The sequence below is a fragment of the Thermococcus piezophilus genome (assembly GCF_001647085.1).
GTDB lineage: Archaea > Methanobacteriota_B > Thermococci > Thermococcales > Thermococcaceae > Thermococcus > Thermococcus piezophilus.
This window is the reverse complement of sequence record NZ_CP015520.1, coordinates 682,290-696,801: the sequence shown is the minus strand read 5'-3', so window position 1 is coordinate 696,801 and position 14,512 is coordinate 682,290. Positions and strand designations below refer to the sequence as shown.

The following is a 14,512-nucleotide window of genomic DNA, read 5'->3' as shown; positions in this document are numbered from 1 at the left end:
TTCCGAGCCTCTGAAGCTATGATTTAGTAGGCGCTATTCTCTCCTTTTGTCTTTTTCTTCCATCAAAGAGCCGCATATTTTCGGGACTTTTGGCATTTCATGAAAATTTTTTCACAAAGAAATGCATTTCTCTGTCCATTCGTGTTCATGTGTGCAGTTGAACGCTGGGATAAAATTCATCCGAGTCTTGATTTTTCTAACGACAAAACGTATTAGGTCCGAAGATCTATCATCTAACGGAGGTGGTGTGAGATGAAGAAAAGTGAAGCCCTCGCCGTGCTTATCGGTACTCAGATAGGTGCCGGCGTCCTCGGCCTGCCATATGCCGCCAAGAGCGTTGGTTTGATTCCCGCTGTAGTTGTGCTCATCTCGGTAATGGTGCTCATGCTTTTCACCGCGAGGGTCGTTCTCGACTTCTCGGCTAGGATGAAGGGTGCCCAGCTTAGCACGATAGCCAAAAGAACCCTCGGGCGTGGCGGCGGTCTGCTCATGTTTGTGAGCGTCACGGTGATGAGCTTCGGCGCGCTCTTGGCATACATCGCCGGCATGGGTAGCGTCTTCGCGAGCCTCTTCGGGGTTAGTGAGACTCTGGGAGCACTAATATTCTGGGTTCTTGCCTCCCTGGTAATATACCTTGGTCTCGAGGCGAGTGGAAAGAGCGAGCTTGTCATGAGTCTCGTCATGCTCTTCCTCTTTCTCGCGGTCGCGGTTATGCTCCTGCCCCGTGGAAGGCTTGAGAACGCCCTATACATGAGCGACAGCGGTCTGTGGGCGATTGTGGGTGTTTCAATCTTCGCCCTTGGCTGCCATACCGTCATCCCCGATGTCTACAAGGGTCTCGGGAGCTACGAAGAGACGAAGAAGCTCCTTAACTGGGCCTTCGTGATCCCAACGGCTATCTACGCACTCTTCATGGCATCTTTCCTGCTGGTCTTTGGCACCGAAACGCCCCAGATAGCCACGCAGGCTCTTGAGAGCATCTACGGGAGAACTGGGCTTATAATCGGCAACCTTATACCTCTCTTCGCAATAACGACCAGCTACATTGGAATAGGACTCGCCCAGCTGAGCAACGTTGAGGAGTACCTGAGGATGGACAGGAAGCTTGCCTGGGCCCTGACGGTTATTCCGCCGCTGGCGGTTTACCTTTCGGGCGTTGGTGACTTCGTGAGCGTTCTTGGAATCGCCGGAGACACTGGTGACCTGATGGCCTTCATCGTGCTGCCTATGGCCATATACATAGCCGACAGGCTTGGTCTGGCGTCAATCGAGAGAGAAGCGGAGGCTAGATACGGCTAAAATACTTTCAAACTCCATTCTCTTTTTTCAAGCCCTACCGTGAGCTTCTAGCCTGGAATCCCGATACGGGGGATGTGGCTTTTGCGGGCATGACTTTGATGACTTGGAGTCATATCACGGTGTGCTGGTGAATTCCTTGGGAAGCCTTAAATTCCCTTCGTATAACTCCCGCCGGTGGACCACAGTGCTTCGCCTTCCATTCCGAGACGGGTTTTACGAGGTAAATCCTACTAAGATAGTTGCTCTGGCCAAAAACTACGCCGAGCACGCCAAGGAAATGGGGAGCGACGTCCCAGAGAAGCCAGTCTTCTTCCTAAAACCGCCCTCCGCGCTCATCGGTCCGAACTCGATGATACTCCTCCCTCGGATGAGCAAGCGCGTTGACCACGAGGTAGAACTGGCGGTGATCATCGGCAAGAGGGCGAAGAACGTTCCAGCTAAGAAAGCCATGGACTACGTCCTCGGCTACACGGTACTGCTCGACATAACCGCTCGCGACATTCAGGCCGAAGCGAGGAAGAAGGGCCTTCCATGGACAATAGCTAAGGGCTTTGACACCTTCGCCCCGGTAGGGCCAAGTGTGGTCGATAAGAGAGAGCTCGACCCGAGCGACCTGGAAATAGGCCTGAAGGTCAACGGCGAAGTTAGGCAGCTCGGAAGGACGAGCGAGATGGTTTTCAAGATCCCAGAGCTGATAGAGTACATTTCAAGCGTGATGACACTCGAACCGGGCGACATAATAGCCACGGGGACCCCAGCTGGCGTTGGCCCCCTGAGGCACGGGGATAAAGTCGAGGCCTGGATAGAGGGCATCGGAACACTGGAGGAAGATGTGATAAGCGAGGGCTCGGTACTGTGCTGAGAAACTTTTTGTTTTTTCTTACCTTTCTGATGGTGTGAATGAAGCGCGCCTTGCCTTTCTGTTCATCCTCACTGTTCTGGCATCTGGATGCCTCAAGGGCAGAAACTTCGTCTACGTCAAGGGAAAGACCCTCGCCAGAGGGCACCAAAAAGTACGTCTTCTCTGGCTCCCTGAATCTGAGCATGAATCTATACTCCAGCCCCAGTTGAGGTTAGTTTCGGAAAACGGCAGGTTTCTAAAGGACTTTGGAACCCGAACCACGTCGATACCGTTGTGGAACTCCTCGGGAGAAAGTGGTTCGTGGTGATTCATAACCCGGGAGATAAGACGACTTCCTCGACATGGTGATAAAATAGGAGGTATGTATCGAACTTCCTTCGTGACTTTTTGAATTCCGCCCGATTTTATTTCGGTTCTGTCCCTCCAACTGACTATCATTCGTTTGTTTTCTTCATTGCTCAAATGTTATTCGATACTCCATGACGCAATGTGCGCCGGTGTCTATTTGAACATGCCACTGGTGAATCCTTATTTCTAAAATACCAAAAACTGCCATGAAGGCTTAATATAGCTGTTTATTGTTTTTAAATTCTCGTCTTTGAATTTTAGCGTTCTGACAAACTTTATATTTCAAAAAAAGCAATATCTTTTCCTTAAACTCTTCGTACCAATGTGAACATGGATGTTCATAACTGTGCAGGAGGTTGGGAAATGGGTGGAGAAAAGGGAACCTATCGCGAAGTCACGCCCGCTGCGATAGTACTCGGCGTGATCTGGGGCGCATTCATGGCTGCGAGCTTCACCTACGCCGGAATGATTATGGGATTCACCTCCGGCGGCTCTGCAATAGCCGCTATAGTCGGCTGGGGAACCTCAAAGGACTGCTCAAGAAGGGAACCATCGTCGAGAACAACATTGTCCAGACAATAGCCTTCGCAGTCAACTTCTCTGTCTCCGGAGTCATATTCACCATACCGGCGCTCTACATAATGGGTCTCAACGAGGAAATCAATATGCCCTACTTTTTCATCGCGGCGGCTGCCGGAGCGATACTGGGAATCACCTTCATAATCCCACTGAGGAAGCAGACGATCGAGATAGACCGCCTCAGGTTCCCGACGGGAACTGCAGTTCTCGTCCAGCAGTTTCCCATCCTCGGCCTTCCGGAGATAATCCCGGAGTACGTCGACCTCGGCTCTATCCTTCACCTGCCCTCCTGGGTCAACTTCACAATAGCGCTCTCCCTTATGGTCCTCGGAATGGGACTCATAACCGGAAGGAATGGTATCATAGTCCTTGCCGGTGGAGTGCTCTCCTACTACATCATCACCCCACTCGTCAAGGCCCTTGGATGGATTCCAAGTGATGTCACCGACGGTGCGATAAGCTCCTTCGTCTACGCCAACATGACAAGGCCCCTCGGTATCGGAATGCTCCTTGGAGGCTCCATAGCTGGCCTCATACTCTCGCTTCCAATCATAGTCGTCGCCATCAAGAGCATTGCTGGAGCAGCAAGCTGGGCTCAAGGGCTAGGAACGAGGAGCTTCCGATAAGCTACCTCTACGCTGGGATTGTCCTGGCGTTCCCCCTCCTGCTGGTGACGACCTACCAGCTTGGAGACCTCGGCTTGGGCAGGAGCCTGCTCACAGCACTCGTCGGCGTCGCGTGGATTTTCGTCGCTTCGCTCCTCGTTGTAATGTCTACTGGAATGACCGACTGGAGCCCGGTTTCCGGCCTCTCGCTCGTGTTGGTCATGATACTCCTCTACCTGACTAACAAGAACGTCCCGCTCACAATACTCCTTGGCGCCACCGTCGGAGTTGCCATCTCCGGAGCAGCTGACATGATGCAGGACCTCAAGACGGGCCACCTCTTCGGAGGCATTCCATCAAAGCAGCAGAAGGTCGAGCTCCTCACAGCAGGGATAGGGCCGATAATAGCCCTGACCGTCGTTGGTCTCATCTGGAAGGCTTACGGAATAGGAAACGAGATGGTTCCGGCGCCACAGGCAATGGCCCTCAAGTCGATGGTCGAGGCCATCCTCGGAGGAAACGTTCCGGTGGACAAGTTCATCGCCGGTGGAATCCTCGGCTTCGCCCTTTCGATGAGCGGCATTCTAGGACTTGGAGTCCTCGTTGGACTCTCGATGTACCTGCTGATGCTTTACATCATCCCCTACGGAATCGGCTGTATAGTCCACGAGGTCGCCAAGAGGAAGAAGGGACACGAGTTCATTACGGAGAAGGTCCTCCCAGTTGCAGCAGGTCTGATGGTGGGAGAGGCCGCGATGACCCTCCTGTTCGCGGTCCTCACCGTGCTGGGGTCCTTCACCCATGAGGTGATGGAAATGAAGAAGCTCATAGGCAACGTCATACTCATCATTGGTCTCGTTGGGGAGCTATCACGGCTGCCAGGATACCGCCAATGTTGAGTAGCCTGGCGGTTTCGCTCGGCGTCATGGCCATTGGCATAGTCCTGAGAAGGCAGGGTGCCAAAGAGGAGCTCCACAGAGCTGCCCAGAGCGGAACTGGCGGCGTCAAGGAGCTTGAAAGACTCCTCACCGAGAGTCTCTCAAGGCTCGAGGCCATAATAGACGGCCCAAGGGAGAAGGTTCTCAGTGAACTCACCGCCATACTGGAGGAACTCGAAGAGTTCGCGGAGAAGGCCCAGCCTCTCAGGATAGAGGGCCTCATGACCTATGGAACCATAATGACGGTCTTCAGCAGGGGTGAGAGGGCCCTCAACAGAGCCTGGAGCGCCTTCGCCGACGGCTATGAGGAGGGAAGGAAGTACCTGCGCTTTGGCTACGAGGATCTGAAGGGGACCCTTCAGGCTATCAAGAGCCTGAGGGTCTGACTCTCTTTCCTCTTCTTCTTAGCTGTTATTTATGTCCTTTTTGGGAGCAAAAAGCTGTGGGTGGTTTTGGCTCTTTAGAAAGATTGGGGATAGTTATTCAACAACGTAGGTGTGCACCATTAATCCACCGTGCCCGATGAGCCTGCGGTGGACAATCTTGAAGCCGTTCTCCCCTATCGCCTTTTCTATGGCCCTCTTCTCCGTCGTTATGAAAACGCCGCGCTTTTCAAGAACCTTGGCCAGCTCAGCAAAGAACTCCCTGTAGAGCCGTGGTATCATGCTTTTCCTCCCGATTTTGAGGCCGTAGGGCAAGTTGCTCACCGCAAAGTCAACGCTCTCAACGTATTCGCTCAGCTTCGTCGCATCGCCGAGTATAAATTCTATCCTGTCGTAAACTCCAGCGGCCAGTGCGTTCATCTCGGCCCCATGGAGGTGCTTTCTGTACTTCTCAAGGCCAATTATTTTGCCTCCGTAGCCTCCCAAAGCCAGCTCTATCGGAATCGTTCCACTTCCGCAGAATGGATCAATGAACGGTCCGCCGTCGGGTTCTGCAAGCTCTATGAGCGCGCTGGCTATGCTGGCCTTGAGGTGTGCTGGGTGGTCGTAAACTCTCCAAGGCCTCTTGTGGAGGGAAGAATCGCCGGTGGTGTCTATCCCGAGGAAGAATACTTCACCAACCAGTTCCGCTCGGAAGATAACCGCTGGATGGTCGAGGTTAACCTTTGGCGTTCCGTATCTGCTCAGCCTGTCAAAAATTGCCTTTCCGACGGTTTTTGCTATATCGACACTGGTTATCTTGTGTTCTCCTTTCCTGAAGGAGCGAACCGCGAAGCTCTCACTGACCTTGATGTATTTTTCCACCGGAAGGGAAGCCACGAAGTCTTTGATTCTCTTCAGCGCGCTCTCTGATTCTTCCTCACTTATTCCTTCGAACCTCTCGCTCGCTATCTCAACTATGACGCGGTGGAGCAGTCTTGAGCGTTCGTTTAAATACGTCGCAACGCTCAGCTCCCTCTTTCTGCCCTTTTCGTCGGTGTAGAAGGCCTCGCCTACCTCGGCCAGGACTCTACCCTCTACACCCAGCGGCTTCTCCTCCACTCGAAACTGAGCTCCAAGCTGGCTGAGAAGGTTCTCCACTTCGGCCTTTGTCAGATACTCAATCCCCTGGGAGGTCGTGAGTAACAGCCTCATCTTTCATCACTCCATTATCACAACAACACCCTTCCACTTCTTTCCGAAGCACTCGCTCGCTATGACTTGATTTCCTGTGAGCTTTTCAAGGAGCTTTATTCCGACGTCGCACTTCTTGAAGCCCGTCGCTATTCCAACGGTGAAGCCCTCTATCTCCTTTACCCCAACGCGCTTCGTGTTGTCGAGCTTTTCCCTCAGCTCTTCGCCGTATTTCCAGAGTATCCTCCTTGGGTCGAGGAGCAAATCCTTCTCGATGCCGTCAAGGACATCCTTGAAGTCCCAGACGAACTCTTGGCCTTTCTCTTCCTCCTTTCCAAAGAGGGTGAACCTTCCTGTCTGCCACTCGCGGAGGAGCCAGCGGGCAGTTTCCTCAAGGTCAATCTCGCCACCCTTCCTGATTATACCCTTGCGCTTTCCTACCGCCCTAAGGATGTCTTCTTCGCTGGAAAAGTCTTCAATGCCAAACTTCTCCGTTAGCGCCTCCTTTCTCGTCTCCAGGATTCTGCCGATGAGCTTCAGTGCCGGCTTAACGGGTTCCTCTATCTTATCTGCCGGAAAGCCTCCTTTGATGACTAGCTCGTCGAAGTCGTCTATCGGCACGACGCCCGGAGAATCTAGGAGCCATATTTTCTTGCTGAGCCTTATCAGCTGCTTCCCCTTCGTGTAGCCGGGAATGGGCGCGGTTCCTACAGCTTTCTTTCCCTTTAGTGTGTTGATTATCGTGCTCTTCCCGACGTTTGGGTAACCTATTAGGGCCACCTTTACCCTTTCCTGCTCGTCCAAAAGCTCTTTCGCAAGTTTTTTGATCTCTCTCCTGAGTATCCCAGTTCCTTTCCTATCGCGGGCTGATATAAAGACCATCGGAAGCTCGCTCTTCCGCTTATATTCTTCGGCCCATTCTTTGGGAACCAAATCAGCCTTGTTCATAACGATGAGGAGCTTTTTGCCTTCCTCCTGGACGAGCTTTTCCAGCTTTCTGTTCCTCGTTCCTATCGGGTCTCGGGCATCTACTACCTCGATGATTATGTCGGCCTCACCTATTACTTCTCTCACAACCCTCCACGCTTTCCTCTGTTTCATCTCGCACCACCGTCATCTCGAAAATCACGGTTCCACCATCGTGTACGGCGGCCGGGGTCAGGGCACTGCACGTAGGCTTTCTCCCCCTTACCGAGGCCAAGTTCCTTGGGCTTAATGCCCTTTCGTAGTACAACTATGTACGGCAGTAGCGAGGCAAGAGCATGCGTGCACACAGCATCGGTCTCCTCTAGGTTGATGGTTGGGCCGTCAATCACGATTTTGTCTCCGGAACTAAAAACGGGACATTTCCCCGAATTTCCACTACTAGAATCCCTAACTGCTCCATACTACCACCGAAATCTAAATAAAGCTTGGGGTTCAAAAAACTATCTGATAGGAGAAGCTTATGATAACGGTTGATGGTGGTGCTCAACGTGTCCGAGGATATTGAGGCGAAGATTCGCCGTTTGAGAGAGCTGGGCAAGGCCAGTGCAGAGCCCGATGCTCCAAAGGTAGCTAAACCCCCAATCAAAAAACCCCCTAAAAAGCCCCGCTCCATCGGGAGCATTAGAGAAAGGGAGAAGAGGAAAAAAATTCTCACTGGTGCGGCTATTGTTATAATTGTTATTCTTGTACTCTCTGTGGGAGCTTACGTCTATATTCAAAACCGTGCCGCGGAGAAGCTTGCTCAGGCGAAGAATGAGAAACTGGCGGAGGTCAACCAGTACTTCCAGGGGGAAATAATGAACAGCACTATTGGTCAGCAGACCAAGCAACAGCTGATAAACGAGATTAATTCTGCCCAGTCGGTTGATGAAGTAAATGCTATAGACGTTGCAGCTGCCTATCAGAAAGCTTGGCAGGGATATCAAGCCTACCTGGAGGAGCAGCGGCGCTTGGAGTATGAGATGCAACTCAACCAGACCAAGCAAGAGAAAATAAGGCAGATAGAGCTCGAGTTCCAGCCACTTCTTTCGATGCCTCTTCCGGATGACCTCAAAAAGAAAGTTGTGGATTCCATGAAGAGCCTCGAAGAGCAGGTTGCGATCTCCACCACGATAGAGCAGGTTGATTCTATCACAGTGGCTCCGTATCTCCTTGAACTATGGAAAGATTATTACTACTACATAATCGACACTATACCGACCCAGAGTGTCATACTGGAGAAAGGTACTACAAAGAAAATCGTTACAAAGGCCGAGGCCAAGTCCATTCTTGGTGGAATACGGGATTACAAGGAGCTCATTCAGTACAAAATTTACAAGGTTGAGTTCGTTGATATCGCTCTTGTCCTCTCGAGGGATAGGATAAACGGTGCCTTCCTAGCTCCGGGCGACAAAATAATGATATTCGCCAAGAACAGCACCAGCACACTGTTCCAGGAGATTGTAGACGAGGGTTATGTCGAACTCGTCCTCTTGCCAACAGAGGCTGGAGCCATATCCGTCAACGAGGCCCAGACCCAGACCAGCTCCTCGAGCACTTCCTCGTCTACCCAGTACACTGAGGACCACACCACTACTTACACTCCAGGAGACACCTCTATAACCAATGGACAGGCCATCAGCGACGTTTACAGCAACACTCAGACCGCTAGCCAGAGTGCTTCAGCCAGCTACAGCTATACCGTTGACCTCACTGAGATCCTCAAGGCAATAGCGGCAGGAAAGATACAGGCCAGCGAGGACGTCAAGGAGCAGCTGAGGAACTATGGGTGGGAGATAGTAGACCTCGAGAAAGAATCGGGCATGCTCGTGCTCGATCCAAACACCCAGTTCCTCGTCATCGTGAGGGTCCCATCCATCTTCGTGCCCGACATCCTCTCCAACCAGCAGTATATCTACATCGCGAAGGTCGCGACCTGAGGTGAGGAACATGAAGCGCCTCGCAGTGCCTCTCTTTATTCTTTTGTTAGCTTCGTCTCTAGTCAGTGCAGCGACCTACGATCTTCCCGGGGACAACTACAATAACATCGGCATAATGGGCGAAGTCACGATAAATCTGAACGTTACTATTGTCAACACTGCTCCCTTCCCGAAGTTCATTATACTCAACCCGCGCTATGAATTCACGGTCTACAGGCTCGACAATACCGAAACGATGAACGCGTTCCTCCTGGGGGGTAATGTGGTTCACAACCTATCAAACATCCAAAAGACAACCCTCAACTACTATACCGGCTTCTGGATACTCCCCTATGAGACGGTCGTCGTGAATTTTAGGATAACCTCTCACTATCCCTACATTGTTCCCACCACAGACTATCAGACTATCTGCGGAGATCGGGCTAAAATAACATCCGTTGAGTACAATGGAAGCCAGGTTACCGGGGTCATAGAGGACTTGGATGACATCTCGGTGTTGAGCTGTGGTGTCATGTACCCGCAACTCATAAACACTCCCAAGGTCTTATACCTGAGGAGCATGTTCCCAATGGTTGATGGACATATCAGGATCCTTAAGTACGATGGAACGGTCACTTTCCGCCTCACCAACGTTCCGAATCAGGCGGGGCTGTTTAACACGTTCTTTGCCGCATCGATACCAGTTATCTTTGATGGTGCTGAAATGTACGATTTTGTTCCTAACTATACCATGACCTACAAGGAATACTTGGAGAAGTTTATCTGGGAGTACAGGGGTCTTAATCCTCCCCAGAGGACTTCACAGCCACAGCCCCTTCCTCCTATGCCAGGAATGTTCCAGCTCTCAAACACTCTCATAAGTGGAGTCTCAGTTTGGGCTCCCCAGGTCACCGTTCCACAGTCCGAGGAGTTTGACTTCCCTGTGTGGATAATCTTCATGAGCAGTAATATTGATATAACCTATCACGTTAGCTGGAAGAACGAGGGACGGTGAGAGTTGGTGCTGGGGGAGAAAAAGAAGAAAGGCCTCTCATGGATAGATGAGATACTTAACGAGGAGGATGATCTCCTAGAACACGTTCTTGGGGGAAATAAGAAAGAAGATGAGAAAGAATCTCCCCCCTTTATTAAGGAAGGGGGAGGAGTAGACTTAGGGGAGATTCTCAGTACCCCCACTCCGGAGGAAGCAGTAGAAAATAGACCAACCGGCGCCGAAGTTTTGGGTGAGATACTGGCTAAAGAGACTCCACCAGAGAAACCCAAGTCCCTAGAGAAAGCAAAACCTAAGGTTCCGTCGACCCTTCAGGATATACTGGGGACATCGGCCCGTATTGAAGAGAACACCTATGCAGGAAGGGCTAAAGTCCTTGACGCCTACGGTAACGTTCGTATCCTCAAGGTTAAGGGTGAAGCTGTCCCAATATATGAGATAAAGCTGCCCAAACTAAGTCGTGAGGAGGAAGAGCTTCTCAGGCAGGTAAGGGAAAGGGCAATAACGGAGCTTCAGATAGACCCCACGCATTCCCAGACCTCGAAGAGCGCCGGCGGGTATTCATGAACGCCGTTAGGAAGATAATAAGGGAGGTGGCACCTCACTTCTCTGAGGGTAAGATCGAGATACTCACTGAGATGATCGTCCAGTCGATGATAGGCTATGATAAACTCGATCCGCTTGTCCGCGACGACAATCTTGAGGAGATAATGGTAATCGGAACCAACAGACCCGTTTACGTCTGGCACAGACGTTTTAACATGTGTAAGACCAACATAGTGTTCCCCACAGACAAGGAGATACTCAACATAATCGAGCGCATTGCTAGAGAGGTTGGTAGGAGGATAGACCAGCAGAGCCCGCTTCTAGATGCCCGCCTGCCTGATGGAAGCCGTGTGAACGCTACCATACCCCCCATAAGTCTCGATGGACCCACCATAACCATCCGTAAGTTTAAGAAAGATCCACTCACGATTATAGACCTCATCAAGTACGGAACTATGAACACTGACATAGCAGCTCTGCTATGGATATTCGTTGATGGCCTTGGGGTCAAGCCGGCCAACGTACTCGTCGCCGGTGGAACTGGCTCGGGTAAGACCACTACCCTGAACGCCATTGGAATGTTCATCCCGCCGAGCGAGCGCGTCATCACGATTGAGGATACCGCGGAACTTCAGCTCCCGGTTGAGCACTGGGTCAGGCTTGAGACCAGACCACCGAACCTCGAGGGCAGGGGAGAGGTAACAATGGATGACCTCGTCAAGAACACCCTCCGTATGCGTCCGGACAGGATTATCGTCGGTGAGGTTCGTGGTCCCGAAGCGAGAACTATGTTTACTGCAATGAACACGGGTCATGATGGATGTATGGGAACTATCCACTCCAACTCCGCGAGGGAAACCATAATACGTCTGGAAAGTCCTCCGATGAACGTTCCGAGGATCATGATTCCAGCCCTTGACATCATCCTAATGCAGGTTAGGTTTCACAGCAGGAAGAAGGGAACCCTCAGGAGAATTACTGAGATAGCCGAGGTCACTGGTATCGAAGGAGAAAACGTTCAGCTCAACAAGCTCTACAAGTACGACCCCGCAAAGGACGACCTCGTCCCAACTGGGGTTCCGAGCAGGACTCTGAACGACTTGGCCCACCATACTGGAATGAGCATATCTGAGCTTGAGTTGGAGAAAGAGAAGAGGAAGATAATCCTTGACTGGATGATTGAAAAAGGCATCAGGAGCATTGAGAAGGTAGGGTACTACCTAAGGCAGTTTTACATTGACGAAGAAGCTCTGTTCAAGAAGATTGAATCCGATAGTAACGTCGAAACTAGCAGGCAGATTAGGAATCTGATTTAGGGTGATGATCGTGGGCATTGTTAGGGCTTTCGCTGACTTTCTGGAAAGACTGGGTGGAAAGACCATAGAGGTTGCGGAGAAGCCCATTAGAAGGGTTCCCGAGGGAAAGAGCGTTCAGGAACGATTGAGGGTACTCAAACAGCTTCAAAAAGAACTTAAAATGGAGAGAGAATTCGTAGAGACAGAGGAAGAAATAGAAGAAATCCTCGAGTGGAGAAAGCAGGAAATTCGGAATCCCTTCTCGGAGAGGCTCGCAGAGGCTGTGCTCCGCTATTTCACGGGTCCAGTTGAATCTCTCACCAACTCCCTCAAGGGCCTGGATCAGGATCTCTACCGTGCCAACATTCTTATGCCCAAGGATAAGTATGTCGCCCTCATGCTCAGTGTTGCGGTATTCGCGGGAATATTCGGATTTCTCTTCGCGTATCTCTTGTACATACCGGTAGATACTTCCCTACTGGTGGGTCTCTTGGGTTTTGTCGGTGGATTCATATACATGAGGCAGTATCCAAAAATGGTCTGGAAGCGTAGGGTAATTGAGGTTGAGAGGGCAATGCCGTACGCGCTCAGGCACATGGCTTCCCTCCTGAGTGCTGGTGTTGGCATCTCCGAAGCGATACTCTCCGTTGCTCGTGCTAATTACGGTGTTATCTCTGAAGAATTTGAGCTTATAATCAGGGATATGAGAACCGGCTCCTCTTTTGAGGAGGCACTTTCCAAGTTCGATGAGAAGATGGGTTCGGAAACCGTTAGTAGAGTTGTTAAGCAGATACTTAGGGCTGTAAAGTTCGGTGGAAACCTCTCGGAGATCCTATACAAGCTGGCCGAAGATTTTGCCTTTGAGTACAGAATGAAGCTGGTAGAGTACGTCCAGAAGGTCAATGGTATAGCGTTCATTTACATGTTCATGACGATAGTTATGCCGACGATGTTCGTTGTTGGAATACTGGCGGGTTCGGTGATGGCTCAGGCTCTCATAATGCCGATAGAAACCCTTGCGGTGATTCTGCTGTTCGCCTTCCCAACACTGTCTTTCATAATAGTCAACATGATTAAGAAGGGCGAGCCGAGGTGAAAGCAATGCCCCGAGGTATATCTTCAATTTCAACTAAACTCGTTGAAAAGCTTCTTCCAGAGAAGTGGCTGAAGCGTTATGAGGTGCTCGTATACTCCGCTGGAATAAACTTCCTAGCTGCTGAGTACCTCGTTGTTTCGTTTCTTGTTGGGATAATCGTTGCCCTCATAGTTGACATGTTCTTCACCGCAGCATACGCGGCCGTTGCGTTTTTGGCGCTGTTTTTTGGAATGGCGTTTGGCTATCCCCACTGGAAGATAAACAAGCGCATTGAAGAAATGGAGAGGATGCTTCCAGATGCCTTCTTCTATCTTGCCAGCTCTCTGAAGGCTGGTATATCCTTCTCTGAGGCCCTTGAAGAGCTTACTACTACCAAACTCGGGGCACTAACTGAGGAATTCAAAAAGACAGTGGCAGAAATAAAGAAGGGCCGCTCCACGGCCGACGCCCTCAGGGCCTTTGCCGTAAGGAACAGGAAGTCCACGGTTATATACAGATCCATAATGATTATAATTGAGGCCCTTGAAAGGGGTGCCCCGATGAGCGATGTCTTGGTCTTTGTTGGAAACGACGTCAGGGAAATACTCAGAATCAAGCAAGAGCGCAAGGCATCAACTGGCATGCAGGTGATGTTTTTCATAATTACCAGCGGAGCGATAGGCCCGCTGATCCTCGGAATAGTCTCGCAGGTAATGAAAGCCATGAGCATTGGGGAGGTCACATTTCCGATAGATACTATACAAACGATACTGCTTGGATTTGTTATCCTTCAGGCGATAGTTTCCGGCCTGGGAATAGGCGTCATACGAGAAGGAACGTTTTCAGCAGGCCTGAAGTACAGCCTGCTGCTCGTGGTCATGGGTGTTGTGGTCTTCAAGGGAGCTTCAAGCTTCCAGCTCGGAGGTTTCTGATTCCTCTGCCTTTTGTATGTCCACGATCTTGACCTCAAAGATGAGGGTTTTGCCCGCGAGCGGGTGGTTGAAGTCGAGTGTAACGTTTTCTTCGCTGACCTTTGTTATCTTGGCGATCCCCGAGTCGGTCATAACATACATTCCCTGAATTGGTTCTATGCCCACGTTTGAGAACTCGGTTATCGGCACCTCTATGATAAGTTCAGGGTTCGGCATCCCGTAGCCCTTCTCAGGCGGTATCGTGATGGTTTTCTTTTCTCCGATTTCCATTCCAATAAGGGCCTCATCGAGGCCGGGAATTATCTCACCGACGCCGACATTAACGCCGAGGGGTCCATATTCCCTATCCTCGACATATATTCCATTTTCCTTTGCAACGTCCTCGTAACTCGTGTCAAAAATCTCTCCAGCCTCAAACCTTCCGATATAATTAAACACTACAAAATCTCCAACTTCTACTTTCATTTCTTTCAACTCCAAAAGTGCCTTCAGGGGGAGTGGACTTACATCCTTTATAATGGTTTTGGTTGTAATTTTAGTAAAGAAGCGAGATAATGTATATATGGAATAAGCGAGTTAA

13 protein-coding genes and 2 pseudogenes are annotated in these 14,512 nt (G+C 50.8%); 11 read left to right on the top strand and 4 right to left on the bottom strand.

Features of this window, described 5'->3' with window-relative positions:
- The first annotated feature begins 252 nt into the window (after positions 1–252).
- From A7C91_RS03785 to A7C91_RS03770, 6 genes are all read left to right on the top strand, one after another.
- Complete coding sequence (locus A7C91_RS03785; RefSeq protein WP_068665037.1) at positions 253–1,299, top strand: aromatic amino acid transport family protein; 1,047 nt, start codon at positions 253–255, stop codon at positions 1,297–1,299.
- 184 nt (positions 1,300–1,483) lie between these two features.
- Positions 1,484–2,161: a fumarylacetoacetate hydrolase family protein gene (locus tag A7C91_RS03780; RefSeq protein WP_068665035.1), complete on the top strand. Its 678-nt coding sequence runs from the start codon at positions 1,484–1,486 to the stop codon at positions 2,159–2,161.
- Between the two features lie 34 nt (positions 2,162–2,195).
- Entirely contained in the window at positions 2,196–2,468 is a 273-nt protein-coding gene (locus A7C91_RS11070; protein WP_199920101.1) for a hypothetical protein, read from the top strand.
- Between the two features lie 397 nt (positions 2,469–2,865).
- A complete protein-coding gene (locus A7C91_RS11645) occupies positions 2,866–3,714 on the top strand; it encodes an OPT/YSL family transporter (protein WP_234394463.1) in 849 nt (282 codons plus the stop codon).
- Entirely contained in the window at positions 3,678–4,592 is a 915-nt protein-coding gene (locus tag A7C91_RS11640) for an OPT/YSL family transporter (protein ID WP_324609531.1), read from the top strand. Before A7C91_RS11645 ends, A7C91_RS11640 begins: the two co-directional genes overlap by 37 nt.
- Entirely contained in the window at positions 4,589–5,017 is a 429-nt protein-coding gene (locus A7C91_RS03770; protein ID WP_234394462.1) for a cell division protein, read from the top strand. Before A7C91_RS11640 ends, A7C91_RS03770 begins: the two co-directional genes overlap by 4 nt.
- Positions 5,018–5,110: 93 nt before the next feature.
- Here the strand turns inward: A7C91_RS03770 and trm14 are convergent, their stop codons facing one another.
- From trm14 to A7C91_RS03755, 3 genes and pseudogenes are all read right to left on the bottom strand, one after another.
- Entirely contained in the window at positions 5,111–6,208 is a 1,098-nt protein-coding gene (gene trm14 / locus A7C91_RS03765; RefSeq protein WP_068665033.1) for a tRNA (guanine(6)-N2)-methyltransferase, read from the bottom strand.
- Between the two features lie 6 nt (positions 6,209–6,214).
- Complete coding sequence (locus tag A7C91_RS03760) at positions 6,215–7,288, bottom strand: GTPase (protein WP_068665031.1); 1,074 nt, start codon at positions 7,286–7,288, stop codon at positions 6,215–6,217.
- Positions 7,242–7,574: pseudogene (locus A7C91_RS03755) on the bottom strand (TIGR04076 family protein). The gene A7C91_RS03760 and the pseudogene A7C91_RS03755 overlap by 47 nt, the downstream one beginning before the upstream one ends.
- A gap of 73 nt (positions 7,575–7,647) precedes the next feature.
- On the opposite strand from A7C91_RS03755, the gene A7C91_RS03750 reads away from it, so the two are divergent.
- The 5 genes and pseudogenes from A7C91_RS03750 (at position 7,648) to A7C91_RS03730 (ending at position 13,932) form a co-directional block, all read left to right on the top strand.
- Positions 7,648–9,093, top strand: coding sequence for a DUF515 domain-containing protein (locus A7C91_RS03750; protein ID WP_324609513.1), 1,446 nt, complete (start codon positions 7,648–7,650; stop codon positions 9,091–9,093).
- A gap of 10 nt (positions 9,094–9,103) precedes the next feature.
- Positions 9,104–10,087, top strand: coding sequence for a hypothetical protein (locus A7C91_RS03745; protein ID WP_068665027.1), 984 nt, complete (start codon positions 9,104–9,106; stop codon positions 10,085–10,087).
- A gap of 3 nt (positions 10,088–10,090) precedes the next feature.
- Positions 10,091–11,946, top strand: a pseudogene (locus A7C91_RS03740) (CpaF family protein).
- A 10-nt stretch (positions 11,947–11,956) separates the two neighbouring features.
- On the top strand, positions 11,957–13,021 hold the full coding sequence (locus A7C91_RS03735) for a type II secretion system F family protein (RefSeq protein ID WP_068665024.1): 1,065 nt from the start codon (positions 11,957–11,959) through the stop codon (positions 13,019–13,021).
- Between the two features lie 5 nt (positions 13,022–13,026).
- Entirely contained in the window at positions 13,027–13,932 is a 906-nt protein-coding gene (locus tag A7C91_RS03730; RefSeq protein ID WP_068665022.1) for a type II secretion system F family protein, read from the top strand.
- On the opposite strand, the gene A7C91_RS03725 is transcribed toward A7C91_RS03730, so the two are convergent.
- Positions 13,906–14,397 (bottom strand): FKBP-type peptidyl-prolyl cis-trans isomerase, encoded by a 492-nt coding sequence (locus A7C91_RS03725; protein ID WP_068665020.1) that lies wholly within the window; start codon positions 14,395–14,397, stop codon positions 13,906–13,908. The genes A7C91_RS03730 and A7C91_RS03725 overlap by 27 nt on opposite strands.
- Positions 14,398–14,512: the final 115 nt, after the last annotated feature.

What these genes read in the sequence shown, in the direction of transcription:
- A7C91_RS03785 (WP_068665037.1), top strand. Translation starts at nt 253, where the DNA reads ATGAAGAAAAGTGAAGCCCTCGCCGTGCTTATCGGTACTCAGATAGGT.
- trm14 (WP_068665033.1), bottom strand. Translation starts at nt 6,208, where the DNA reads ATGAGGCTGTTACTCACGACCTCCCAGGGGATTGAGTATCTGACAAAG.
- A7C91_RS03760 (WP_068665031.1), bottom strand. Translation starts at nt 7,288, where the DNA reads ATGAAACAGAGGAAAGCGTGGAGGGTTGTGAGAGAAGTAATAGGTGAG.
- A7C91_RS03750 (WP_324609513.1), top strand. Translation starts at nt 7,648, where the DNA reads ATGGTGGTGCTCAACGTGTCCGAGGATATTGAGGCGAAGATTCGCCGT.
- A7C91_RS03745 (WP_068665027.1), top strand. Translation starts at nt 9,104, where the DNA reads ATGAAGCGCCTCGCAGTGCCTCTCTTTATTCTTTTGTTAGCTTCGTCT.
- A7C91_RS03730 (WP_068665022.1), top strand. Translation starts at nt 13,027, where the DNA reads ATGCCCCGAGGTATATCTTCAATTTCAACTAAACTCGTTGAAAAGCTT.
- A7C91_RS03725 (WP_068665020.1), bottom strand. Translation starts at nt 14,397, where the DNA reads ATGAAAGTAGAAGTTGGAGATTTTGTAGTGTTTAATTATATCGGAAGG.